The following is a 25,432-nucleotide window of genomic DNA, read 5'->3' on the forward strand; positions in this document are numbered from 1 at the left end:
GAGAGTTGTATTTCCAACATCCATATTTAGACATAATCTATTGTTAAGCAGGAATATCAGTTAAGAAATCTGTATTATCTTTTCATCCAGTCGTTTTTCCTATAATTTGCAGCTGGAATCAATCGGGTCATACAAATGAAACACCATAATCATATGAATGCAGCCGGTAAAAATGTGTAATGAGGTGAAAGTGTTGAAAAATAGATGGAGGAAAATACTCCCTTTTTTTAGAAAGAGACGAAAATCTCTCTTTGCAATTATTCCAGCTCTTATTATAGGAGCAGTTGTTTTTATAACATTATTAGATAATGTGCGTACCGATACATATGATATCCAGCGTTTTGCAGTTTCTGAGGAGACCATACGTTCACCGATCACTATTGAGAATAAGCAGGAGACGGATCAGAGGATCCGGGAAGCTGTAGATGCTGTTCCCGATCGGTATAGCATTTCCGAAGAAGTCACAGAAGAAAGATTAAATTATATTAATGAAATCTTTGAAGCGGTATTTAAAGTGAAGGAAGAGCATGATGAAGATACAGAAGATGCAATAGAAGACGTTTATCAGGAGGAGGCAGTCGAGTTAAAAGCCCTGCTTTCCGAGGAAATCAGTTCGGAAATTTCTGAAGATATATTTGTTACACTGCTGCAGCAGCCGGCTGATGCTTTGCAAGAAGCTGAATCTATATTTTCACAAGCATTGGAAGAAGTGTTAAATCAGGGGATAAGAGTAGAAAATATACAATCTGGAATAACCAATGTAGACCGTGCTATATCTTATTCGGATTTAAATGAAGATTTGCAGGGAGCTCTAATCGAATTAGCAGATTTTGCTGTTGTGGAAAATTCCTTTTTTGATTATGAAGAAACAGCCCAGGAGAAAAAGGATGCGGCAACACTTGTAGACCCTGTGATTATCCGGGCCGGAGAAACCATTGTCCGTGAAGGGCAGACCATTACAAATGAAATCTATGAACAGTTGGAATTAGTGGGGGTATTATCACAGGACGGTAATATTTACCCGATTCTTGCTTTGGGGTTTTTGGCAGCTGTGATTGCTTACTTTTTTGGCTATGAAAGCTTTCAAATTGCTAAAAATAGAAACTGGAGTATTCTTCCAATTATAGCAACAGTGCTGTTAAGTGCACTGGCAATCTTTATTATGAAGATTCAAAGTGTTTTCTTTGACCAGTCTAACGCACTGTATTTAGTCACACCAATTGCAGCTATTGCTATTTTATTAAAAATATTAATAAACGATCGTACAGCCATACGGCTGAGCATCTTGTATGCTATATTAGCTGCATTTATGTTTAATAATTATATTGCCGGGATGCTGCATGTCGAAGCTGCTATTTATTTTCTTTTCTCTCAGCTTGCGGCGATTGTATTAATGAAAAAAATAAGTGACCGTTTAGTTATTCTAAAAACAGCAATAGGTTTAATCCTTATTCATTCTGCTGTCATTATTTTATTTTTATTCCTGTCCTTTGAAAAATATACATGGTTTGATGTGTTTTTATATATTGGATTTGGTATTGCTGCTGCCTGCCTTTCTGCGGTCTTGGCAATTGGGATATTGCCGTTATTTGAGAGCTTTTTAGGAACATTAACAGATATGAAGCTGTTGCAATTATCCAATCCTAACCAGCCCTTGTTGAAGAAGCTTCTGGTGGAGGCGCCCGGAACATATCATCATTCTGTCATGGTTGCCAACATTAGTGAAACAGCATGCGAAGCGGTAGGAGCAAACGGCTTGTTGGCGCGGGTAGGTTCTTACTATCATGATATTGGTAAAACAGTCCGGCCGGGATTTTTTATCGAAAATCAGATGCCGAATAAAAATCCGCATGACCTGCTGCCGCCAAAAGAAAGTGCAGATATTATCATCCGCCATACAACTGATGGAGCAAATATGTTAAAGGCGCATAAGATGCCAAAGGAAATCATTGATATTGCGAAGCAGCATCATTCTAATTCTTTGGTTCAGTTCTTTTACGTAAAAGCGAAGGAGCTGAATCCTGAAACAGATGAATCGGATTTCAGATATCCCGGGCCAAAGCCGGAAACCAAAGAGACAGCTATTATCTGTATTTGTGATTCTGTGGAGCCGGCAGTCCGTTCGTTACAGGACCCGACGCCTGAACAGATCGATTCGATTGTTTCTGCTATTATCAGCAGTAAAATTTCAGATGGACAATTGGATAACAGTCCTTTAACATTAAGAGAGTTAAAAACCATACAACATACGATTTGTGATTCATTAAAAGGAATTTTCCATTCCAGAATTCAGTATCCGAAAGAGGAAGGTGATAAATAATGATGATTGATTTTCAAGATGAAACAGGTGCTGTGGCAGATGAGCATATTGAGCTTGTAGAGAAGCTTCTCACCATTGCCGGAAAAGCGGAGAAGGTGGCTCCTGACGCAGAAGTTTCCATCAGCTTTGTGGATAATGAACAAATTCAGGTAATCAACAGAGACTACCGTGATAAAGATAAACCTACTGATGTAATTTCATTTGCAATGCAGGAAATGGAAGAGGAAGAGCTCGAAATTGTCGGAGAGGGATTGCCGATTGTGCTCGGAGATATCATTATTTCGATAGATAAAGCAAAAGAACAGGCTGAAGAATATAATCACAGCTTTGAGAGAGAGCTGGCCTTTTTAGCATTGCATGGATTCTTGCACCTGCTTGGGTATGACCATATGAATGCGGAGGATGAGAAGAAAATGTTCCGCAGACAGGACGAAATACTAGGTGAATTTGGCATTGAAAGATAAAAAAAGAATTGTTGGATTCCGTTTTGCTTGGGCAGGGCTAAAAACGGTTGTGAAAAAGGAGTCTAATTTTCAGCTGCATCTTACGGCAACAGTAATTGTTGTTACATTAGGTTTCTTTTTCAAACTTTCTCTCATCGAATGGGCAGTTATTTTATTAACCATAGGTCTCGTACTTATCACAGAAATGATAAACAGTATCATTGAGCGGATTATGGATTTTATTCAGCCGGAATATGATGAAAGAGTAAAGGAAATAAAAGATATTGCAGCAGGCGTCGTTCTTGTCACAGCTATTATATCCGTTGTGGTCGGAATACTTATTTTCGGACCAAAAATAATGCAGCTTCTATAATTTGATAATTATTTACAAAAGGGGATCCTATCAGGAGCCTCTTTTTTTAAGAGTAAGAAATGCGGAGGATAGCCGCTCCAGAAATATATTCTTTTCTTTGAAATTCAACTTTCACACCTAAAAATAAACATACTAACCTTGCTGTTCCAGGATGTACATGGTCTCTATTAGCATGCTTGCTTTTAGTTAAATCTTCCTTTTATTTGTTCAGTTATTTCAGTATAGAATACCCCGCTAGCGAAGGCGGACCGTTTTGACTCCTGAAAGAAAAGCGGAAAGCGTCGGTTAAAAACGTAACAACTGGACCGAAGCAACTGAGATAAAGGAATCACCGTGAGTTTACGAACGGATGATGACTTTCACCCGCGGGGCATAAGCGCGACTTTAGCTCTGTCTGCGCCTGACGGCTTGCCAGTCGCTAAGTCTTCTTTATCGTAGGGCGCTGTCGGGAAGTTGTCTAGTTTTTGACGCTTGTAGCTGGACAGGGGTTAGCACCATCTGAAGATCCACTTTTGCCAAGTGATCTTCTTGGCAAAAGTTAGCTGAAGAGCGTGCCCCTAGGCAGGCTAAGGTCGCAACGTCCTGGGGCCTAAGATTACTCGCCCCATCGAAAAGAGTTGTTGCAACGCCTGCATTAGTACGTCCTGGGACTGGGACTGCGGTTACTCGTCCCACCGAAGAGCTTTTGCGATTACTCGCCCCATCGAAAAGAGTTGTACGTCGAAAGCAAAACGGTCCGCCGTAGCGGCCGCTTTACCCTTTACCTTCTATCTTTGTCAATAGATATATGGAAGAAATGATTAACCCCTGTTCCTGTAAATAGGAAGTTACTTTTTAAAGTGCGAAAGTTGAGTTTGAAAGAAAGCAAAAAAACACATCTCCACGTCAAGAACACCAGTATTCTAAAGACCAAGTGATTTTCTTGGTTAATCTTAACCTATTTACTCAAAAAACAAATTAAATTGTATGTTTGTTAAAGGTTTTGTCGATATAGTGAAACGAACTTAAAAATGTAGTATGATAAGAAGCAAGCAAACAATAGAAATTCGGAGGAACGCAGCATGACAAATAATTTTAAATCAGGATTTATTGCAATTATTGGCAGACCAAATGTGGGAAAATCAACTTTTATGAACCGGGTTATTGGTCAAAAAATAGCAATAATGAGTGATAAGGCACAAACAACAAGAAATAAAATTCAAGGTGTTCTGACAACCAAGGAATATCAAATGATTTTTATTGATACACCTGGAATTCATAAACCGAAGCACCGATTAGGCGATTTTATGGTGCAGGTAGCAGAGAATACTTTAAATGAAGTGGATAATATTTTGTTCATGATTAATGCAGATGAAGGATATGGACGCGGAGACCAATACATCATTGATCTGCTGCAAAAAGTAAAGCAGCCGGTGTATCTGGTAATTAATAAAATTGATAAAATTCATCCAGATAAACTCATGCAGCTGATTGATCAATATAAGGACCTGCATTCCTTTGAAGAAATTATTCCAATTTCTGCATTAGATGGAAATAATGTTAACCATCTGTTAGAGGTGGTTGCAGAAAAGTTGCCGGAAGGACCACAATATTATCCGGCGGATCAGGTAACAGACCATCCGGAAAGATTCATTATTTCTGAGCTTATCCGTGAAAAAGTATTGCATCATACGAAGGAAGAAATTCCACACTCGATTGCTGTTGTCATCGAAAATATAGAGAAAAATGAAAATGAAAAATTATTAGTACAAGCAACGATTGTTACAGAAAGAAGCTCTCAAAAAGGTATTTTAATTGGAAAGCAGGGGAGCATGCTGAAAAAAATTGGCCAGCAATCACGCCGTGATATTGAAGCTTTACTTGGCTCTAAGGTGTATTTAGAGCTTTGGGTGAAAGTAAAAAAAGATTGGAGAAACAAACAAAATCAATTACATGAATTTGGGTTTCGACTTGATGAGTATTAATGTATGTGACATTTTCATTGGATTTTTAAGAACATCCTCTTAAAGATGGTAATTTTTTATACTCATGAAATGTTCAAATCGAACCAACCTATAAAAGAAGCGGGAAGTTATTAACAGGGTATTTTTTTAGCAATTGCTTTAGTCTTAGCAAAAAAATAATTTGAAAGGCGGGGGTTTCTTGTGCTAGATGCAACATGGTATTTGTTTTGTCAAACAGGAAACATTGAAACCTATTTATTATTAAAAGAATTAGAGCAGCAAGGAGAATTAAACCCGGAAGTGAAACAAAAAGAACAAACCCGATCTTCTATGACTGGGAGTTTAGATTTGCCATCTGTTTAACCAGGTAGATATAACGATGATTTTTCTGTTCAAACTAAAGTAAGGCCGGGTGATTTAGAGTGCTGGAGCAGATAGATGGTATCGTATTAAAAACAAAAGATTATGGTGAAACACATAAATTAGTGACAATTTACAGTGGAAAGTTTGGGAAGTTCCAAGCTCTGGCAAAAGGGGCAAAAAAACCAAAAAGCCGAATGGCTGCTGTTACTCAGCCATTCGTTTTTGCCCGATTTTTTGTTTATCTTGGAAGTGGGTTGAGTACAATACAACAAGGGGAATTATTAAATTCACATCGCAAAATACGCGAAGATTTCGTGAAAACAGCTTATTGTTCCTATATTGCAGAGCTTACAGATAAGCTTCTGGAAAACCAAAATATAGATCCGTATGTATTCGGACAATTTCAACAAACAGTTAAGTGGATTGAAGAGAATGATCAGGCTGAAATTCCAATAATGATGTATGAATTAAAACTTTATAAAAAAGCCGGGTTTGCCCCGGTTTTAAATCAATGTATAAATTGCGGGTCAACGCAGCAGCCTTTTGCTTTTTCTGTTGTGGAGGGCGGTTTTTTATGTCCTAAATGCCGCCATTTAGATCCGGAAGCAATAGAACTTTCTCCAAAATTGGCGAGGATACTATATCTATTTTCCGAGGTAGAATTAGAACGTATCGGGACAATCCAAATGAAACCGGAAAATGTAAAATTGTTTCAGGCTATTTTAAAAGCTTACTATGACCGCTATGGAGGATATTTCATTAAATCACGAAAGTTTTTGGACCAGCTTGATTTATTTAAGTAATAATTGACAAATCAAGGACGGATAGAGTATGATTTGTACATATATCTTAAGTATAAAATGCTATAAATAGTCGTTATGATGATGAAGAAAAGTACTGAAGTATTGTCTGTAAAAAGCGAGTCTGGAATTGGTGTGAGCCGGATTTATAGAAGCTTCAGGAAGGAACTTTGGAGTAACAGCAATGAAAAGAGGCTCTTCTCTTGTAAAATGAAGAGCAAGTAGGGTGGAACCGCGGTTTTAAGCCGTCCCTATGTCTGTGGTTAAAACAGACATAGGGACGGCTTTTCTTATTGGCTTTACCGGACGCGAAATACATTGTAAATTTCTTATCCATTAAAGGAGTGGAGTAAATGAATATTCAAGAAATGATTTTAACTTTACAAAATCATTGGTCAGATCAAAATTGTATCTTAATGCAGGCATATGACACCGAAAAAGGTGCAGGAACGATGTCTCCAATGACGCTGCTGCGAAGCCTGGGACCAGAACCATGGAATGTTGCTTACGTAGAGCCTTCCAGACGGCCGGCGGATGGCAGATACGGAAAAAACCCGAACCGGCTGTATCAGCATCATCAGTTTCAGGTTATTATGAAGCCTTCTCCAGCTAATATTCAAGAACTATATCTAGAGTCTTTGAAAAAACTTGGAATTGATCCACTCAAGCACGATATCCGTTTTGTAGAGGATAATTGGGAGAACCCGACACTTGGCGCTGCCGGTCTTGGCTGGGAAGTATGGTTAGACGGTATGGAAATCACGCAGTTTACCTACTTTCAACAAATTGGCGGTTTAGAAGCCAACCCGGTTACTGTCGAATTAACATATGGGATAGAACGGCTCGCTTCCTATATTCAAGATAAAGAAAATGTATTTGATTTAGAGTGGAATAATGGTGTGACACTCCGGGATATTTTCTATCAGCCGGAATATGAGCATTCTGTTTACACATTTGAAACATCAAATACAGATATGTTATTTGATTTATTTACAAAATATGAAAAAGAAGCAAAAACAACGATGGAAAAAGGGCTTGTCTTCCCGGCATACGATTATGTTTTAAAATGCTCACATACCTTTAATCTTCTGGATGCCAAAGGGGTTATTTCTGTAACGGAAAGAACAGGCTATATTAGCCGGATCCGTAATCTGGCCCGCAGCATTTCAAAGATTTATGTACAAGAGCGTGAAAAATTAGGCTTTCCAATGTTGAAAAAGGAGGGAAACTAAAATGACACAGGATGTATTAATTGAAATTGGATTAGAGGAACTGCCGGCTCGATTTATAGATGATGCAGAAGCTCAATTTTTAGATAGAACAATCAAATGGCTGGATGAACAGCGTATTTCCTACGCGTCTGCAGTTTCTTTCTCAACACCACGCAGATTAACTGTCCTTATAGAAGAAGCAGCTGAAAGTCAGGCATCGATAGAAGAAGAGGCAAAAGGTCCTGCCTTAAAGATTGCAAAGGATGAACAGGATAATTGGACAAAAGCAGCAGAAGGATTTACCAGAGGACAGGGGAAAACAACCGATGATATTTATATTAAAGAAGTGAAGGGAACTTCTTATATTTATGTAAAAAAATATATTGAAGGAAAATCTGTGCAATCCCTGCTTCCGGAATTTAAGGATATTATTGAGTCAATTACATTCGGCAAAAATATGCGCTGGGCAAATGAAACATTGCGTTATGCAAGGCCGATCCGCTGGCTGACTGCGTTATATGGCAATGAAGTGATTCCTTTTGAAATCGCGCATGTGAAAACAAGCAATTTCACATATGGCCATCGTTTTCTCAGCGGCAAGCTTACAATAGATGAACCGAAACAATATGAGCAATTACTAAAGGATAATTATGTGATTGCTGATGCTAAAAAACGTGAGGATAAAATTGTGAAGCAGCTTGAAGCTTTACAAGAAAAAAATGAATTCCAAATTCCTGTTGATAAAGATCTCTTAAATGAAGTAAGGAATCTTGTGGAATATCCGACAGCTTTTGTCGGCAGTTTTTCTACTTCTTTCTTAGCATTACCAAATGAAGTTCTGATTACATCTATGGCCGAGCATCAGCGTTATTTTCCTGTAGAGCGTAATGGTGAACTGCTCCCTAAATTTGTCGGTGTGAGAAACGGCGATGATTACGAACTGGAAACAGTGATCCGTGGAAATGAGAAAGTTCTTCGTGCCCGCCTTGCGGATGCAGAATTCTTTTTTGAAGAAGATAAAAAGCTTTCGATTGACTTCTTCCAGGAAAAGCTCACCAGAGTTGTATTCCAGGAGAAGCTTGGCACTTACTCAGAAAAAGTTAATCGCGTTAAAACAATTGCCAAACATTTAGCAGAGGAGCTTTCTTTAAAAGAACTTAAAGAAGTTGAACGTGCAGCTGAAATCAGCAAGTTTGATCTGATGACTAATATGGTAAATGAATTTACAGAGCTGCAGGGAGTTATGGGTGAGAAATATGCTGCTTATTTTGGGGAAGCGAAAGAGGTTTCTCAAGCTATCCGCGAGCATTACCTGCCAAAGCAGTCTCATGGTGAACTTCCTGTAACGACAGTCGGTGCAGTGTTAAGCATCGCAGACAAAATAGATACAATTGCCGGCTGTATCAGTGTTGGTCTAATCCCAAGCGGTTCCCAGGATCCATATGGCTTAAGAAGACAGGCAACGGGGATTCTGCGCATTCTAAAGGATCAAAATTGGGATGTAACCATAGAATCAGTCATTGAGTATACTTTATCCGTATTAAAGGATGCCGGTCTAACAATAAACACTTCTTCTAAAGATGACTTGCTGGCATTTTTTGTTTCTCGTGCGGAGTATTTAATGCGTGAAGAAAATATTGAAGCAGATATAATCCATGCTGTCGTAGATAATCAATTAGGTATATTTCATGTTGCAGTGGAAAAAGCACATGTTTTAGCTGCGAAAAAAGCAGATGATCATTTTAAAACCTCCCAGGAAGCGCTTGTTCGTGTGCTGAACTTGGAAAACAAGGTAGAGGATACGGACCATAAGGTAAATCCTTCTCTCTTCCAAACAGAATCAGAAAAAGTATTATATGAATCTGTAGAAGCAGTGAAATCAACATATGCCGAATATTTAGAAGCCCAAAAAAGCGAGGAAGCATTGCGGCTTCTTGCTGGACTAGCAGATGATATTCACGCATTCTTTGATCATAATATGATTATGGACGATAATGAAGAAGTAAGAAAAAACCGTCTTTCTATCATCCGTGAACTTTCTGTGCTAATCTTACAATATGCAGATTTGCGAAAAATAGCCTGGAAACAGCACGCGTAAATAGAATATAACGGTCTGTTAAATAAGGAAAAATATAATAAAAAAGGTTTTCTCTCTTAAAAAAAGGATTTTAGTGAATAAAGTCGAATTATAATAACGTACCATGTTCTAAAAATATAAAGGAATCATGGTGCGTTATCCTTTATTTACACTAATTTTTATGTATTCAAGTAATCCTATTTATAGTATTCATTTGCTAATAAAGCAGCAGTATAGGTGGTGAAAAAGTGGACTTATCGAAAAGGCAACAGCAGATTATAGAAATAGTAAAAGCAGACGGTCCGATCACGGGAGAAAACATAGCGGAACGCCTTACGTTAACCCGGGCTACATTGAGGCCGGATTTAGCTATTCTGACAATGGCTGGTTTTTTAGATGCACGTCCTCGTGTAGGCTACTTTTATACGGGTAAAACAGGATCAGAATTATTAACAGAAAAAATAAAACGGTACAAGGTTCATGAATTTCAGCAGGTACCTGTTGCTGTAAATGAAAAGGTATCTGTATATGATGCCATATCAACCATGTTCTTAGAAGATGTTGGTACCCTGTTCGTTGTAGATGAAAATGCCTGTCTGGTTGGTATCCTTTCCCGGAAAGACTTATTACGTGCAAGCATGGGAAGACAGGATTTAAGCTCGATACCGGTTCCAATTATAATGACAAGAATGCCCAACATCACGGTGTGTCGAAAAAATGACCTGCTTATTGATGTAGCTCATCAGCTGATATCAAGACAAATTGATGGTGTTCCCGTTGTTAAGGATACAAAAAATGGCCTTGAGGTAATTGGCCGGATTACAAAAACAACGATGACAAAGCTGCTGGTTGAGATAACCATTGAAGATACAATTTAACTTTTAAGAAACTGGGGAGAGGATGTCAAGATGACTGAGCAGAAAATTATTTATGTGCTGTCTGATTCTGTTGGCGAAACTGCCGAGCTGGTAATCAAAGCCGGCCTAAGCCAATTTAAAAATGGGGATTATAAAATTCAGCGCGTTCCGTACGTGGAAGATAAAGAAACCATTGATGAATTCTTGCAACAGGCAAAATTAAATTCAAATCTTATCGGTTTTACACTTGTTAATCCGGAATTACGTGCTTATTTAAACAAACGCGCTAAAGAAATAGATATTGAAGCAATTGATATAATGGGCCCTATCATGGACGCGATGGAACGCGTTTTTAGCGATGAGCCGCGATTGGAAGCCGGCCTTGTCCATAAATTAGACGAAGATTATTTTAAGAAAATAGAAGCTATAGAGTTTGCTGTAAAATATGATGATGGAAGAGATACAAGAGGAATTACCCGTGCAGATATTGTATTAATCGGAGTCTCCAGAACGTCCAAAACTCCGCTCTCTCAATTCTTGGCGCATAAACGGTTTAAAGTGGCGAACGTTCCCATTGTTCCGGAAGTTGATCCGCCAGAAGAGCTTATGATGGTTGACCCAAAAAAATGTATTGGCCTGCGCATATCCTCGGAAAAGCTGAATGGAATTCGAAAAGAGCGCTTAAAAGCTCTTGGACTCGGTGATCAGGCAACCTATGCAAATGTAAGCAGGATTAAGCAGGAATTAGAATTCTTTAATGAAGTGGTTGAAAAAATAGGCTGTCCTGTCATTGATGTTTCCCATAAAGCAGTAGAGGAAACAGCTAACCAGATTATTCGTATGTGGCAAGGAAGAAATGAATAAGGTTATTTAAAAACAAAGCACCAAACGAAGTATTGTCAGGAAATAATGCGAGCGACTTGCTTGAAACACATTTTTGTTACATTAAAAAGTTGAACTTATATACTCAACTTTCGCATCTGAAAATAAACATCTATACCATACAAGGATAAGCATGTTCTTCATTATCCTGCTTGCATTTTGTCACCTTTTTATTGAAATGCAGATTGTGTATAGCGCCTTCAACCAACCACTACGCTTTCCATGGGGACGGCTTCAGCTAACTTGAAAAGAAAAACCGCTTTTCAAGTGGATCTTCAGCTCGCCCTGTCCCATAGGAGTCTTCGTGGTTGGTCTGCGCTCAGTTAGGTTTCCGCAGCGTATGAAAGGAATCATATCCAGATGGAGTTAGCTGAAGAGCATGCCCCTAGGCAGGCTAAGGTCGCAACGTCCTGGGGTTGCGATTACTCACCCCATCGAAAAGAGTTGTACGTCGAAAGCAAAACGGTCCGCCGCAGCGGTGGCCTTACATGTTACCTTCTTTCTAGATAGAGTTTAGTTTATGCTTTGTCAAGAGATAGATGGAAGGAACGACCAACACACGTCCCAGTGATAAGCAAGTTATTTTTTAAGGTGCGAAAGTTGAGTTTTAATATTTTCAAAGTCTGCCAGAAAGCAAAACTGTGCATTGCAGCAAAATATATCAGACGAAAATTGTGTGAAAAGCATTCTGTACACAGCCATAACGGAATGTTTTTCATTTTTCAATAGTTTTATAAACAAATTAATAGAAATCTATTAAAAAATATATTATAATGGTAAATCGTATGAGCAGATTTATATAAAATGCAATTTTAATCATAATTTGCTTTGAAAAAGAAGGATTCTGCGTATCCTTTGTAGAAACTATGTTAAGGCTATTTTTTTTGAGTATAAGGAAAAAATATGTCGAATAATGAATAATGAAGCAACAGCAGTTTAAAAAGGAGGATTTTGCACAATCTCTCTAAGAAAAATAAGAATAGTTGGTGGTAACAATGGCTAATCAAATACCTGAACCAATTATTGAAGAAGTGAAAAAATCCAATGATATTGTCGATATCATCGGAGAGTATATTCAATTAAAAAAACAAGGTAAAAACTATTTTGGCCTATGTCCTTTTCATGGTGAAAATACTCCGTCCTTTTCGGTTTCTCAAGAGAAACAGATTTTTCGCTGCTTTGGCTGCGAAAAAGGAGGAAATGTATTCTCCTTTTTAATGGAGATGGAAAATTTCACATTTTATGAGGCGCTGAAGCACTTAGCTGACCGCAGTGGAGTAGAATTACCGGAAACATCAGTTAAAAAGGAATCATCCTTGTCAGAGGAAACAGAGCAGATGCTCTCCGCGTATGAATGGCTGACAAAATTATACCATCACCTCATAAAGTATCAAAAAGATGGGAAGGATGGGTTAGAGTACCTAAAAAGTCGCGGGATTACAAAAGAAACATTGGAAGAATTTCAGGTTGGTTACGCTCCTAATAAACGCGATTTCACTGCAAAGTTTCTTATGCAGAAAGGATATTCCAAGCCAATGCTTTTAAAAAGCGGCATTTTAGCAGGGAATGATAATAATGAAGTAATTGACCGTTTCCGGGGCAGAATTATTTTTCCGATACGGAATGCGCTTGGGCGTACTGTCGGGTTTGGAGGCAGATCATTAACAGACGATAGCGGCCCTAAGTATTTAAATAGTTCAGAAGGGGAGCTTTTTCAAAAAAGTAAACTTTTATATAATTTTGATATGGCGAAGCGCCATATCAGAAAAGAAAATGAAGCTATTTTAATGGAAGGGTATATGGATGTTATTTCAGCTTATCAAGCCGGAATTAAGAATGTTGTGGCTACAATGGGAACTGCATTGACAGAAACGCAGGCAAAGCTTTTAAACCGCTACGTTGATACAGTGATCATTTGTTATGACGGCGATAGTGCAGGAATAGAGGCCCGCTATAAAGCATCGCTTTTACTGCGGTCAATAGGCTGTGATGTCCGGATTGCGAATCTAGATGCAAATGAGGACCCGGACAGTTATATCCAACAACATGGCGGCGAAGCTTTCAGGGAAAGAGTCATTCGGACAAGCGACAGCTATATGAGTTTCTTTATGCGTTATCAGCGCAGGCACTTTAATCTGCAGGTGGAAAGTGAACGTATTGAATATATCGAGCGTGTTCTAAAGGAACTTTCCATGATTGAGAGTGCATTGGAACGGGAATATTATATTCAGGAGCTGCACAAGGAATTTGACCTGTCTGTAGAAACCTTGATGAGTCAGCTGGCACAGTATGACAAGAGAGTTCCTGCAGCTAAGGATAATCAAGGTAATAAGAGTTATACTAATCAATATGTATCTGTAAATAAAAGAAAATTGTATCCGGCATACGTTAATGCTGAAAAAAGAATTTTATCCTACATGCTTCAGGATGCCTATATTGCTGAAAAAGTACAATATGACCTTGGAGCAGGATTTAATGTAAATGACCATAAAATTGTGGCAACGCATTTATACGCCTTTTATGAAGAAGGTAATGCACCAGATATCAGTTTATTTATGGAGAGACTGTCTGATGAACATTTGAAAAATCAAGTCATTGAATTAGCCTTGTCAAGTGATGTGGAAAACAGCACAGAAGAAGAAATTGATGATTATATACGAATGATTCATCGGGAGGCTAATCAAAGCCAGACGAAAAAAAGCTTAAAAGAGCAGCAAAAGAAAGCAGAGCGGGAAAATGACCCTTTGAAAGCTGCGCGTTTGGCAATGGAGCTGATTCAGCTGCAGAAGCAAAAAAAAGAAAATTAATTCAACAATTTGGAAGGAGGGGGACTCATGGCCGAGCAAAAACCTTCGCACATGAAAGAATCCGAACTCACATTAGAGCAAGCAAAAGAAAAATTAGTAGACATGGGTAAGAAGCGTGGTACGCTTGCTTATGAAGAGGTGGCTGATGGTTTATCTAATTTTGACATGGAACCCGAACAAATGGATGAATTTTATGAGTACCTGGAAGAACAGGGTGTCGATGTGCTAGGTGAGTCTGAGGATGACCCCGAAATGCAGAAAATCGCAAAAGAGGAAGAAATTAATCTTAATGATCTCAGTGTACCTTTAGGAATTAAGATTAACGACCCGGTCCGTATGTATTTGAAAGAAATTGGCAGAGTAGATTTACTTTCTGCAGCAGAAGAAATTGAACTTGCTTCCCGAATTGAAGAAGGAGATATTGAGGCTAAAAGAAGATTAGCTGAAGCCAACCTTCGTCTTGTTGTCAGTATCGCCAAACGGTATGTTGGACGGGGAATGCTTTTCTTAGACTTAATTCAAGAAGGAAACATGGGTCTGATTAAAGCAGTTGAAAAATTTGACTATCGTAAAGGGTTTAAATTCAGTACCTATGCGACCTGGTGGATCAGACAAGCAATTACACGCGCCATTGCCGATCAGGCCCGTACCATCCGTATTCCGGTTCATATGGTGGAAACCATTAATAAATTAATTCGTGTGCAGCGTTCCTTACTCCAGGATTTAGGACGAGAACCGACTCCGGAAGAGATTGGTGAGGAAATGGAGCTGAGTCCTGACAAAGTCCGGGATATTCTAAAAATTGCTCAAGAACCTGTTTCTTTAGAGACACCAATCGGGGAAGAAGATGATTCCCATTTAGGTGATTTTATCGAGGATCAGGAAGCTGTTTCTCCATCAGACCACGCTGCTTATGAGTTATTAAAAGAGCAGCTGGAGGACGTATTGGACACATTGACAGACAGAGAAGAAAATGTACTTCGTCTGCGTTTTGGGCTAGATGATGGAAGAACAAGAACGCTTGAAGAAGTAGGGAAAGTATTTGGTGTAACCAGAGAACGTATCAGACAGATTGAAGCGAAAGCATTACGGAAATTAAGACACCCGAGCCGAAGTAAACGATTGAAGGATTTTCTTGATTAAGCTTAAAATGTGTATTCAAAAAGTCTGTTAAATAGGACCAAGAAGTTCAAGACGGTGCCGCTTTGAGGAACGGAGCGTATGCTTTAACATACGTGAGTACCGGAAAAGCAAACCAACGCAGAAATTCGCCGTGTCATTTTTATTGGATTTTTTGAACATCCTCTTAAAATAGAACCTGGTCACCATGGGCTTTATATTTGCCAGCAGACTGGAATGTGCAAGTTAGACGTAAGTTACTTGCATATTCCAGTTACTATGTGTATTCAATTATAGAAAAGCGAAGCGGCAATTTATTGAAGAGTGATTTTTAGATAAGGATAATCCCTTTATTAGTGATAGTTATAATTTGATAAATAATTAAGCTAAAGATACAGGTGAATTTATGAATAATCAAGAAAAAAATCAATTGATTATCCAAGAGATATTAAAATGGAAAGAAAATCGTTTATTACCGGCAGAACAATGTGATTTTTTACTCGCATTATATACAAAGGGCGGGGAGATTGAAATTCCGGGTCAAAATGACATAGAAGAGCAAAATGCTTCTTTATCCGTATGGAAAAAGCTCCATTTTGTTTTTATTTTATTCATTTTAGTAAGCGTTATCTCTCTGGATTATTATTTTCATTCACTTTGGTATATTACGTCTAGCATTTTAAGTGTTACTTTGATTATTAATTATTTGTTTTATTCAAAAATCCGGACGGATGTTTCAAAGCGGTATCGCTATTTATTTATATTTATTCAATTTTTATATATCCTGCAGTTAACTGTCTTTATAGTTGAAGTTGCCGGGTTAGGAAATTATATTAATTTTGCGATTATCTTGAATGGGGCAGTCTGGATTATTTTTGGATATTTGAAAAGGCTGCCTGTATTTAGTTACGTTGGAGCTATCCTGATTATAGCGGTAATAACTTATGTCGTTTTTTTTAAATATATCGGATAAACCTTTAAAATTTTTTAGATATCGAGTAAACTAATGATAGTATTAATTTTATAATATTTGTGTTACATAAGGAGGAAGCGAAATGAAAAAGAATCCGGTTATACCATATGCTATTATTGCCGGGCTAGGGCTTATTGCAGTCATTATTATTTCAGTGATTGGTATTGATCAGAGACAAGCAATTGAAAATGAAGAAGAGAATGGTGAAGAACAGACAGAACAGGCAGAGGGAGGAGAAGAAGGCGGTGAATCTGCCAGTGCCGACGCTGGAGAAGAAGTATTCCAAACAAATTGTACCAGCTGTCACGGTCAAGATTTAGCAAGCGGTCCTGCTCCTGATTTAACAGAAATCGGCAGCAAGTATTCACAGGAAGAAATTGCTGAAATTGTTGAGAACGGAACAGACGGGGGTATGCCTTCTTTTCCACAGATTCAGGGCGATGATTTAGATGCACTTACTGAGTGGTTAAGTGAGCATCAATAATATATAATGAAAGAAATGAATGAAAGCTTTCTGATTCGTACAGAAAGCTTTTCTTATTGCAGAAATAAAGGAGAAAACGTAATGAACCAAAATGTTCCGCTTTCAAAACGTTTAAAGCTTATTGCTGATTACCTGCCGGATGGGGCTAATTTTGCAGATATTGGATCCGACCATGCGTATTTGCCTGCTTATGTCTGCCTGAGCGATAAGACAGCAAGAGCTATTGCCGGAGAGGTAAATCAGGGGCCGTTAGAAAGCGCAAAAAAAACAATTCAATTGCATCAATTAGAAGAACAAATTGATGCCCGCTCAGGAGATGGTCTGGCTGTTTTAAAAGAAGGAGAGGTTGAACAGATTGTCATTGCAGGGATGGGCGGATCATTAATTACTTCCATTTTGGAAAAGAGTCCGGCTATAGCTAAATCTGCCGGAAGGATTATTGCCCAGCCTAATGTCGATGCGAGAGTGGTCAGACAGTGGTTTAACCAAAATGATTTTATATTGATTGCAGAGGAAATAGTGGGCGAGCAAGGACATATTTATGAAATACTTGTTGCTGACCGTCATACGAATGTTTCATCACCTTATAACGATAATCCGCAGATAAAGGATAAACAGCTTTTATTAGGACCATATTTATTGGCTGAAAAGAATAATACTTTTATAAAAAAATGGTCACTGGAGGAAGCTAATCTGGAAAGAATTATTTCTCAAATGCAGCAGGCGAAGCAAGTAAATCAAGAGAAAATATCTGCATTCCAAACAGAATTACAATGGATTAAGGAGGAGCTTCATCATGAAGAAACAAACACTTAAACATGCTGATTTTTTTCAAATAATGGACGGTTGGGCACCAAAAAGTCTTGCCTATCATTGGGATAATATCGGTTTACAAGTAGGACGGTTTCATGATTCGACCTCTCATATTCTGGTTACACTGGATGTTACAGAGGAAGTAGTTGATGAGGCAGTTGAGAAGCAGGCTAATCTGATTATTGCGCATCACCCCTTATTGTTTCAGCCTTTAAAGCAAATAAATGTGGATCATCCTAAGGGAAGGGTTGTCCAAAAACTTTTGAAAAATGATATTACTGTTTTTGCGGCGCACACTAATTTAGATGTGGCAGAAGGTGGCGTAAATGATTTATTAAGTGAAGCAATTGGTTTGAAAAAGAGGGAGCCTTTGGAAATTCTGGATCAGGAGACTCTATTTAAAATAATTGTTTTTGTTCCGGATTCTCATGTGCAGGAATTACGTAGTGCGTTGAATGAAGGCGGGGCGGGTCAAATAGGTGATTACAGTCACTGTACCTTCCAAAGCCCCGGACAGGGCACATTTCGTCCATTAGAAGGGTCAAACCCATATATTGGTGAGAAGAATGAGTTAACCTATGTAGATGAGAAAAAACTGGAAGCTGTTGTGCCGAAGAGAAGTCTTTCAAAGGTTATTGATGCAATTATTTCTGCTCATCCTTATGAGGAACCCGCTTATGATATTTATCCGTTGGAAAACAAAGGACGGTCAATTGGCATTGGACGCTTCGGGACATTGGATGAATCTGTATCGATGAAAGAATTTATTCAGACCGTTAAAAAAAATTTAGATATGCCTCAAGTGCGTGTTTCTGGTAATATAGAAAAGAATGTAAAAAGAGTTGCTGTTTTAGGCGGCAGCGGCGAGAAATATGTCAGTCATGCACTCAGGAAAAAAGCAGATGTTTATATTACAGGAGATATGACATTTCATGCTGCTCAAGATGCGGAGCAAATGGGGCTGACAGTTATCGATGCCGGGCACTATATCGAGAAGATAATGAAAACAGCAACTCAAAATAAGCTGGTACAGGAATTTCCTGCATTCCAGTCGAGGGTTTATGTATCTGAAGTAAATACAGATCCATTCGTATTTTTATAAGAAAAACCAAGAAAATCACTTGGTCTTAAAAATACTGGTGTTCTAACCAAGGAGATGTCCGCTGTGGGAAGTCGCTTTCCGCGGGCAACGCCTCAGCCTCCTCGGAAGAAGACCGCTTCCTGCGGGGTCTTCACCTGTTGCTTTTCCCGCAGGAGTCGACTTCCCTTCGCTCCCATCTAAGAAGAAATAAGCTTTATTTACTTTTTTACAAAGAAATAAAGCTAATTTTAGCGACGGTTTTCGATGGGGCGAGTAATCGCAGTCACCAAACGAAAGGAAGTTCGGTTAAGTTCGCGACGTCCTGTCGCAACACCGAACTGACATACGTCCTGTATGCCCCCGCAGAAAAAAAGTGCTCTTTTTTTTTCGAGGAGGCTGAGCTCGGGGCCCACGGAAAGCGTAGTGTATTTCTGGGGCCTAAGATTACTCACCCCATGAAACCCGTTGCAGCGGCTGACTTCAGCATTTTTATATACTTTCTTATCTTTTAAAAAAGAAAGCAAAAAAATAGATTACAAGGAGGGAAACAAATGGAAAAAACATTTGAAGAATTATCCCTGGATAGCACGATGCAAAATATTATTCAAGAGCTGGAATTTAGAAAGCCGACAGAGATTCAGGAACGAGTGATTCCTTCTATTCTGGATGGCAGAAGTGTTATTGGCCAATCCAGAACAGGTTCAGGTAAATCCCATGCTTTTTTATTGCCATTGTTTCAAAAGTTGGATGAAAATCAAAAAAAAGTCCAGTTTGTTATTACTGCACCAACGAGAGAGCTGGCAACACAGCTGTATAACGAAGTAAGAAAAATCATTACTATTGCTGATAAGACGGAAAAATGGACAGCAAAGCTGCTTGTGGGCGGCACAGATAAACAAAAAGTGGTTGAAAAATTAAAAACACCGCCAATGATTGTGGTGGGAACTCCAGGAAGAATTTTAGATTTAGTAAAGGACGGAGCATTGTCTATATACAGCGCGGAAACTTTTGTTATTGATGAGGCAGACTTAATGCTTGATCTAGGCTTTATTGAGGAAGTGGATCAATTATTAGTACGCTCAAGAAAGGAAATACAGCTGCTTGTTTTCTCAGCAACTATTCCTCAACGTCTGCAGCATTTCTTCAAAAAATATTTGAGAAATCCAGAGTATATTAAAATTGAAGAGCATTTTTCTCCAGAGACAATGGAGCATCGGCTGATCCGGAAGAAGCATCGTGATGAGGCGAAGGTTATTTGGGAAATTTCGCAGACGATTCATCCTTATTTAGCGCTGATTTTTACTAATGGCAAGCAACAGGCAAATGAATTAGCCGAAGCACTTGAGGGATACGGATTATCTGCTGGTGTCATTCATGGCGGTTTAACTCCAAGAGAAAGAAAACGTGTCCTGAAAGAGATACAGCAGCTGCGTTATCAGTATGTTGTAGCGACTGATCTGGCTTCGCGGGGAATCGATATCAAGGGAGTAAGTCATGTTATTAATGCACAGCTTCCAAAAGAAGAACATTTCTATATTCATCGTGTCGGCAGAACAGCCCGTGCCGGTTTAGAGGGAACAGCAATCAGTATTTATACAGAAAATGATGCCCCTTTAATTGAAAAATTGGAACAAAAAGGACTGGAATTCTCTTATGTGGAGGTAAAGCAGGGAGAATGGACAGAGGATAAATCATGGAACGCGAGACAGCGCCGTAAAACGGAAGATACAAGTACTGACCGGGAAGCCTGGAAGCGGGTAAGAAAAACGAAGAAAGTAAAACCGGGTTACAAGAAAAAGCAGAAACAACAGCAGCAGCAAATTAAGAGACAACTGACAAAAGAGCAAAGAAGGAAAAAGCGTTAGGAGGAATAAATATGTTGAAAATAGGTTCCCATGTTTCTATGAATGGCAAGAAAATGTTGTTAGGTTCCAGCGAAGAGGCTGCTTCATATGGTGCAAATACATTTATGATCTATACAGGTGCACCGCAGAACACAAGAAGAAAGCCTATTGAAGAATTAAATATTGAATCCGGGTTGGAGCATATGGAGTCTCATGGAATATCAGATATTGTCGTGCATGCACCATACATTATTAATATTGGCAACACTGTGAAGCCCGAGACGTTTGAGTTGGGGGTTAATTTCCTGCGGAGTGAAATTGAGCGTACAGAGGCTCTGGGCGCGAAACAGATTGTTCTTCATCCGGGAGCTCATGTCGGTGAAGGTCCGGACAAAGGAATCCCTAAAATTATCGAAGGATTAAATGAAGTACTTGAGCAAAAAAATGATGTTCAAATTGCTTTAGAAACAATGGCTGGAAAAGGCTCTGAAATGGGACGGACATTCGAGGAGCTGGCTGAAATTATTAATGGCGTGACACATAATGAACACCTTTCTGTTTGTATGGATACCTGTCATATTCACGATGCAGGCTATGACGTTGTAAATGATTTTGATGGTGTATTGAATACTTTTGATAAAATTGTCGGTTTAGACCGGCTGAAAGTTGTCCATGTCAATGACAGTAAAAATGACCGCGGAGCGCATAAAGATCGTCATGAAAACATCGGTTTTGGTTATATCGGTTTTGATGCACTTCACAAAGTTGTTCATCATCCACAGCTCAGTGAACTGCCTAAAATTCTTGAAACACCATATGTAGGTACAGATAAGAAAAATAAAAAAGCACCATATAAATATGAAATAGCAATGCTGCGTGAAGGGAATTTCCAGGAGAATTTAAAAGAAGTAATTATGGAAGGTAAATAGCGTTTAAAAAGATGAGCAAATTGAAACTGCTCATCTTTTTTTGATGTCTTTAAAATAAATGCTCCAGACCGTATGATTTAATAACCTCATCCATTAACTGCTGTGCTGCCAGTGCTGTTTTTTGATCTGTGATATTCGCGAGCTCTATCATAAAGCGATCACGATCTGCCTGATCAAACGGGTCAGGAGAAGAGGCTCTTAAGTAGTTTACTATCTGATCGGCCTGTGCGGGTGTTATGGAGAAACCATATTCACTGCTGTAGTGTAAAATTTCGCCTGGGGTTAATTTACGAAGTTTATTTTTAATCATTTCTTTTATAAAAAAAGACATAATACCACTCCTTTTGTAGATGTATTATTCACCTTATGTTCATCCATCATGTAAATATATGCAAAGAACAAAATAATTATACCATTCTTTTCTTATAATGCCGTATGATACCTGTTTGAAATGGCTTAAACTCCGTAAACTAATCACATAAATCTAAAAGTGTATGCTCAAGAAATATTTTACTTAACTCTTAGAGCATCCTCTAAAAGTAAGGAGTTTATTACATGAATGATAAAGACCAGGACAAACAAGTACAAGAAGCACCAAATCATGGGCAAGGACCAGAGCATGGGCATATAAATAATGAATTAGACAGTAAACGAATGGAGGAATTTTCAGCGGAGCTTACCGATTCTGAATTGCCGGATTTTGAAGAGGAAAAGGGCTTTAACCCAGGAACCTTGTATGGTTGGGGCAGTATTATTTTGGCTATTATTTCTTTCTTTACCTGGCCGGTTATTCTGGGAGCTGCCAGTATTGTATTTGGTTTCGTAGCGCGGAGCAGAGGAACAAATACACTGGGTATCATTGGTATTATAGCTGGAATTCTTTCACTGATTTCTGCGTTTTTCTTTATTCCATTTCTTTCTTAGGCTGAATTTCAGCCTTTTTTTATTTCTCTTGAAACAGTGGAAAGTAATATATTTCATGAATTTGAATGTTACCTGGAGAAGTATTTGGATTTAAGGATTCAAAAGCTTCCAAAACAATATCGATTGCTGCGGTATACGTAGATGCAGTCTGAATTTCTTCTGTAATGCTCAATACGGTATCTCCCGGCTTTACTTTAACGGGAACTGCTTCAAACGGCGGCAATTCTGAATCAGCTTTATTTGACAAGGAGATTCCGCTGCCAGAATGGGCTAAGTCTTGAAAAATACTTACAGCAACTAATATAATAAGAGTAATCAGGGAAATTCTACGTAAAAAACCCATAAAAAAATCTCCTTTTGTGAAACTAATTATTTCATTCATACGTACATATAGTAATAGGACAATGAGAGGGTGTGAAGCATATGGACATAGTTGAATTACAATGGATTGGATTCCTGGCTTTATTTTTCGGAACCTTATTTATATTAGGAGAAATATTCGTAAATATGCGCGGAATTTTTGGCGTGTTGGGATTAGGATTTATTACGGTTTATTTTACGGTGTATACGGAAACCAATTCGGTCTTACTGATGTTTATTATCTACTTTTTAGGAATATTACTGATTATTATTGATGGAAAAGTAATTAATGATGGAACACTGGCAACAATAGGACTGGTTTTAATGATAGTTGCTGTTGCAATGCCGCAGCCAACTATTGCGAACGGTCTTTATGCGGTAATCAGTATCATTGTCGGCGCTTTTTCTTCTTTAGTATTTTTAAAGGTATTTAAACGGAGAGAGATGTGGACGAAAATTGCCTTAGTTGACCGGCTGACAAAAGAAGAGGGCTATAATTCGCTCAGTGCAGAGTACGAGGCTCTATTAGGAGAAGAAGGAGTTGCGCTGACAGACTTTAGACCTTCCGGCACAATTGAAGTAAATAAAAAACATTACAGCGCTGTTTCCGGAGGGCGCTGGATTAAAAAAGGCACACCAATTAAAATAGTTGCAGTAGATGGCACGAGTGTTCGTATAGAAGAACTGCAGGAAGATTAAATTAATAGAAATCTCTGAAAAAGGATTCGCTTCATAAAAATGGAGTTGAATCCTTTATTTATATGCAATTATTTCTAGTATTATACATATTTTCATGAATAAAACATAAACTAAGCATCCTTTTTTAATGGAATGTAAAACAAATATTAAATGTATGTAAAGTTTTCTTAATACATGTTTACAATCTCTTTAGAATCATCAATAATGAATGAGGCGCAAATTTCTACAAAAGATTACATAAGAGGTAGAAGGGATGAAGTTTACGTGGATATTGATGTTCAAAAGTTAATTATTGAATTTATTGGAGGAATCGGTATATTCCTTATGGGGATTAAAATGATGGGGGATGGCCTTCAAAAATCTGCTGGGGACCGATTACGTGATATTTTAGACCGGTTTACCAGCAATCCTTTTTTAGGCGTTCTTGCTGGTATCCTTGTAACAGTACTTATTCAAAGCAGTTCAGGAACTACTGTTTTGACAGTTGGGCTTGTAAACGCAGGATTTATGACACTCAGACAGGCTATTGGAGTTATAATGGGTGCCAATATTGGTACTACTGCGACAGCGTTTATTATTGGGATTGATATTGGAGAATATTCGTTACTTATTTTAGCAATCGGTGCCTTCACTATTTTCTTCTTTAAAAAACAAAGAATTGTAGCTGTGGGACAAGCACTATTTGGATTTGGTTCTTTATTTTTCGGGCTCGAATTAATGAGCAGTGGAATGACACCACTCCGTTCATTAGATGCCTTTCATGAACTGACGGTTACAATGAGTAATACGCCGATCCTGGGGGTTGTAATTGGTACAGTCTTTACTGTAATTGTCCAAAGCTCGACAGCAACCATCGGTATTTTGCAGGGGCTATTTGCACAAGGAGCAATCGAACTGGATGCAGCTATTCCAGTATTATTTGGTGATAATATTGGTACAACGATTACAGCAGTTATAGCTAGTATTGGAACTTCTGTTGCCGCTAAACGTGCTGCTTATACACATGTAACTTTTAACTTGATTGGTGCAATTATTTTTATAATACTGCTCTACCCATTTACAAGCTTTATCAGTTATTTAGAAACAGCATTAAATCTCAATAAGGAAATGACAATTGCTTTTGCCCATGGCAGTTATAATATAGCAAATACAATTATTCAGTTTCCGTTTATCGGTGCCCTCGCATGGCTGATTACTAAACTGGTGCCGGGAGATGATGTAGTTATTGAATACAAGCCGAAGCATTTAGATTCAATTTTCCTTCAGCAGTCTTCTTCCCTGGCACTTTCCCAGGCTAAATTAGAAGTAGTCCGTATGGGAAAGTATGCGTATCAGGGATTGGAAGAAACACATGATTATATCACTACACAAAATCCGAAGAGTTCAGAGACAGCCCTGCAAATTGAAGGGGCTCTAAATAACCTGGATCGTAAAATTACCGAGTATTTAGTGGACATCGCTTCTACCAATCTGACAGAACCTGAGAGTGTAGTGCATACCGGATTAATGAGCACTATCCGGGATATTGAACGGATCGGCGACCACTTTGAAAATGTAATTGAGTTAGTTGACTATAAAATGTCAAATAAAGTTTCGCTGACAGAGCAAGCTATTGAAGACTTGAACAAAATGTTTGATTTAACTTATATGACAGTTAAACAGGCTGTGGAATCCTTAGAAATGAATGACAAGGAAGCAGCTCTAGAAGTCATACAAAAAGAAGACCAGATTGACAAAATGGAACGTAAATTCCGTAAAAATCATATCATTCGTATGAATGAAGGGATTTGTAATGGAACAGCAGGTATCGTTTTTGTAGATGTTCTAAGTAATTTAGAAAGAATTGGTGATCACGCTGTAAATATTGCACAAAATGTTTTAGAAGAGCATTAATTATTAACTTGCATAAAAGACTCTGTCTGTTTATTTTCATCAGATAGAGTCTTTGTTAAATGGATGAATTTAATGGAATTCATGCGAAAAAACAGCTTAATTTGCCATTAACCACAAGAAATTATATAAGTTTTAAAAGTTTTTATTGAAATATGTTATATTACGTGCTATTATAATTCTTGCAGTCAACTTCTGATAAAAACTTTTGCAAGACCGCAAAAAAAGTTGTTGACATAA

23 protein-coding genes are annotated in these 25,432 nt (G+C 38.3%); 21 read left to right on the plus strand and 2 right to left on the minus strand.

Features of this window, described 5'->3' with window-relative positions; genetic code table 11:
* Positions 1–193 precede the first annotated feature (193 nt).
* The 18 genes from IEX29_RS14625 (at position 194) to IEX29_RS14710 (ending at position 21,319) form a co-directional block, all read left to right on the plus strand.
* Complete coding sequence (locus IEX29_RS14625; protein WP_229720231.1) at positions 194–2,320, plus strand: HD family phosphohydrolase; 2,127 nt, start codon at positions 194–196, stop codon at positions 2,318–2,320.
* Entirely contained in the window at positions 2,320–2,784 is a 465-nt protein-coding gene (ybeY, locus tag IEX29_RS14630) for an rRNA maturation RNase YbeY (RefSeq protein ID WP_188735111.1), read from the plus strand. Before IEX29_RS14625 ends, ybeY begins: the two co-directional genes overlap by 1 nt.
* Complete coding sequence (locus tag IEX29_RS14635) at positions 2,774–3,136, plus strand: diacylglycerol kinase family protein (protein WP_188735112.1); 363 nt, start codon at positions 2,774–2,776, stop codon at positions 3,134–3,136. The genes ybeY and IEX29_RS14635 overlap by 11 nt, the downstream gene beginning before the upstream one ends.
* A gap of 1,061 nt (positions 3,137–4,197) precedes the next feature.
* The gene (gene era / locus IEX29_RS14640) at positions 4,198–5,100 is read left to right on the plus strand and encodes a GTPase Era (RefSeq protein ID WP_188735113.1); all 903 of its coding nucleotides are present in this window, start codon (positions 4,198–4,200) and stop codon (positions 5,098–5,100) included.
* A gap of 180 nt (positions 5,101–5,280) precedes the next feature.
* A complete protein-coding gene (locus IEX29_RS14645) occupies positions 5,281–5,442 on the plus strand; it encodes a YqzL family protein (protein ID WP_147209436.1) in 162 nt (53 codons plus the stop codon).
* A gap of 59 nt (positions 5,443–5,501) precedes the next feature.
* Complete coding sequence (gene recO, locus IEX29_RS14650; RefSeq protein ID WP_188735114.1) at positions 5,502–6,245, plus strand: DNA repair protein RecO; 744 nt, start codon at positions 5,502–5,504, stop codon at positions 6,243–6,245.
* Between the two features lie 350 nt (positions 6,246–6,595).
* On the plus strand, positions 6,596–7,474 hold the full coding sequence (gene glyQ / locus IEX29_RS14655) for a glycine--tRNA ligase subunit alpha (protein ID WP_188735115.1): 879 nt from the start codon (positions 6,596–6,598) through the stop codon (positions 7,472–7,474).
* Between the two features lies 1 nt (position 7,475).
* Complete coding sequence (gene glyS, locus IEX29_RS14660) at positions 7,476–9,551, plus strand: glycine--tRNA ligase subunit beta (RefSeq protein ID WP_188735116.1); 2,076 nt, start codon at positions 7,476–7,478, stop codon at positions 9,549–9,551.
* Between the two features lie 227 nt (positions 9,552–9,778).
* On the plus strand, positions 9,779–10,408 hold the full coding sequence (gene ccpN, locus IEX29_RS14665; RefSeq protein ID WP_188735117.1) for a transcriptional regulator CcpN: 630 nt from the start codon (positions 9,779–9,781) through the stop codon (positions 10,406–10,408).
* A 30-nt stretch (positions 10,409–10,438) separates the two neighbouring features.
* Complete coding sequence (locus tag IEX29_RS14670; RefSeq protein WP_188735118.1) at positions 10,439–11,251, plus strand: pyruvate, water dikinase regulatory protein; 813 nt, start codon at positions 10,439–10,441, stop codon at positions 11,249–11,251.
* A gap of 1,013 nt (positions 11,252–12,264) precedes the next feature.
* The gene (gene dnaG / locus IEX29_RS14675) at positions 12,265–14,076 is read left to right on the plus strand and encodes a DNA primase (RefSeq protein WP_188735119.1); all 1,812 of its coding nucleotides are present in this window, start codon (positions 12,265–12,267) and stop codon (positions 14,074–14,076) included.
* 27 nt (positions 14,077–14,103) lie between these two features.
* Positions 14,104–15,219, plus strand: coding sequence for an RNA polymerase sigma factor RpoD (gene rpoD / locus IEX29_RS14680; RefSeq protein ID WP_077601300.1), 1,116 nt, complete (start codon positions 14,104–14,106; stop codon positions 15,217–15,219).
* A 382-nt stretch (positions 15,220–15,601) separates the two neighbouring features.
* The gene (locus tag IEX29_RS14685; RefSeq protein ID WP_188735120.1) at positions 15,602–16,168 is read left to right on the plus strand and encodes a hypothetical protein; all 567 of its coding nucleotides are present in this window, start codon (positions 15,602–15,604) and stop codon (positions 16,166–16,168) included.
* Positions 16,169–16,250: 82 nt separating this feature from the next.
* Positions 16,251–16,652, plus strand: a complete 402-nt coding sequence (locus tag IEX29_RS14690) for a c-type cytochrome (RefSeq protein ID WP_077601302.1) — start codon at positions 16,251–16,253, stop codon at positions 16,650–16,652.
* 81 nt (positions 16,653–16,733) lie between these two features.
* Entirely contained in the window at positions 16,734–17,468 is a 735-nt protein-coding gene (locus IEX29_RS14695; RefSeq protein ID WP_188735121.1) for a tRNA (adenine(22)-N(1))-methyltransferase, read from the plus strand.
* Positions 17,449–18,567 carry a Nif3-like dinuclear metal center hexameric protein gene (locus IEX29_RS14700; protein WP_188735122.1) on the plus strand — a complete coding sequence of 373 codons (1,119 nt, stop codon included), beginning with the start codon at positions 17,449–17,451 and terminating at the stop codon, positions 18,565–18,567. The genes IEX29_RS14695 and IEX29_RS14700 overlap by 20 nt, the downstream gene beginning before the upstream one ends.
* A 530-nt stretch (positions 18,568–19,097) precedes the next feature.
* Positions 19,098–20,411, plus strand: a complete 1,314-nt coding sequence (locus IEX29_RS14705) for a DEAD/DEAH box helicase (protein WP_188735123.1) — start codon at positions 19,098–19,100, stop codon at positions 20,409–20,411.
* 11 nt (positions 20,412–20,422) lie between these two features.
* Positions 20,423–21,319 carry a deoxyribonuclease IV gene (locus IEX29_RS14710; RefSeq protein WP_188735124.1) on the plus strand — a complete coding sequence of 299 codons (897 nt, stop codon included), beginning with the start codon at positions 20,423–20,425 and terminating at the stop codon, positions 21,317–21,319.
* 49 nt (positions 21,320–21,368) lie between these two features.
* On the opposite strand, the gene IEX29_RS14715 is transcribed toward IEX29_RS14710, so the two are convergent.
* Positions 21,369–21,650, minus strand: a complete 282-nt coding sequence (locus IEX29_RS14715) for a DUF2624 domain-containing protein (RefSeq protein WP_188735125.1) — start codon at positions 21,648–21,650, stop codon at positions 21,369–21,371.
* 224 nt (positions 21,651–21,874) lie between these two features.
* Between IEX29_RS14715 and IEX29_RS14720 the strand changes: the two genes are divergently transcribed.
* Positions 21,875–22,243 carry a hypothetical protein gene (locus IEX29_RS14720; protein ID WP_188735126.1) on the plus strand — a complete coding sequence of 123 codons (369 nt, stop codon included), beginning with the start codon at positions 21,875–21,877 and terminating at the stop codon, positions 22,241–22,243.
* Between the two features lie 19 nt (positions 22,244–22,262).
* Here the strand turns inward: IEX29_RS14720 and yqfZ are convergent, their stop codons facing one another.
* Complete coding sequence (gene yqfZ, locus IEX29_RS14725; protein WP_188735127.1) at positions 22,263–22,586, minus strand: protein YqfZ; 324 nt, start codon at positions 22,584–22,586, stop codon at positions 22,263–22,265.
* Positions 22,587–22,666: 80 nt separating this feature from the next.
* On the opposite strand from yqfZ, the gene IEX29_RS14730 reads away from it, so the two are divergent.
* Together IEX29_RS14730 and IEX29_RS14735 are read left to right on the plus strand one after the other, a co-directional pair.
* Positions 22,667–23,302, plus strand: a complete 636-nt coding sequence (locus IEX29_RS14730; protein ID WP_188735128.1) for an NfeD family protein — start codon at positions 22,667–22,669, stop codon at positions 23,300–23,302.
* 264 nt (positions 23,303–23,566) lie between these two features.
* Positions 23,567–25,195: a Na/Pi cotransporter family protein gene (locus IEX29_RS14735; RefSeq protein WP_188735129.1), complete on the plus strand. Its 1,629-nt coding sequence runs from the start codon at positions 23,567–23,569 to the stop codon at positions 25,193–25,195.
* Positions 25,196–25,432: the final 237 nt, after the last annotated feature.

Source organism: Oceanobacillus neutriphilus (assembly GCF_014645515.1).
Lineage (GTDB): Bacteria > Bacillota > Bacilli > Bacillales > Amphibacillaceae > Oceanobacillus > Oceanobacillus neutriphilus.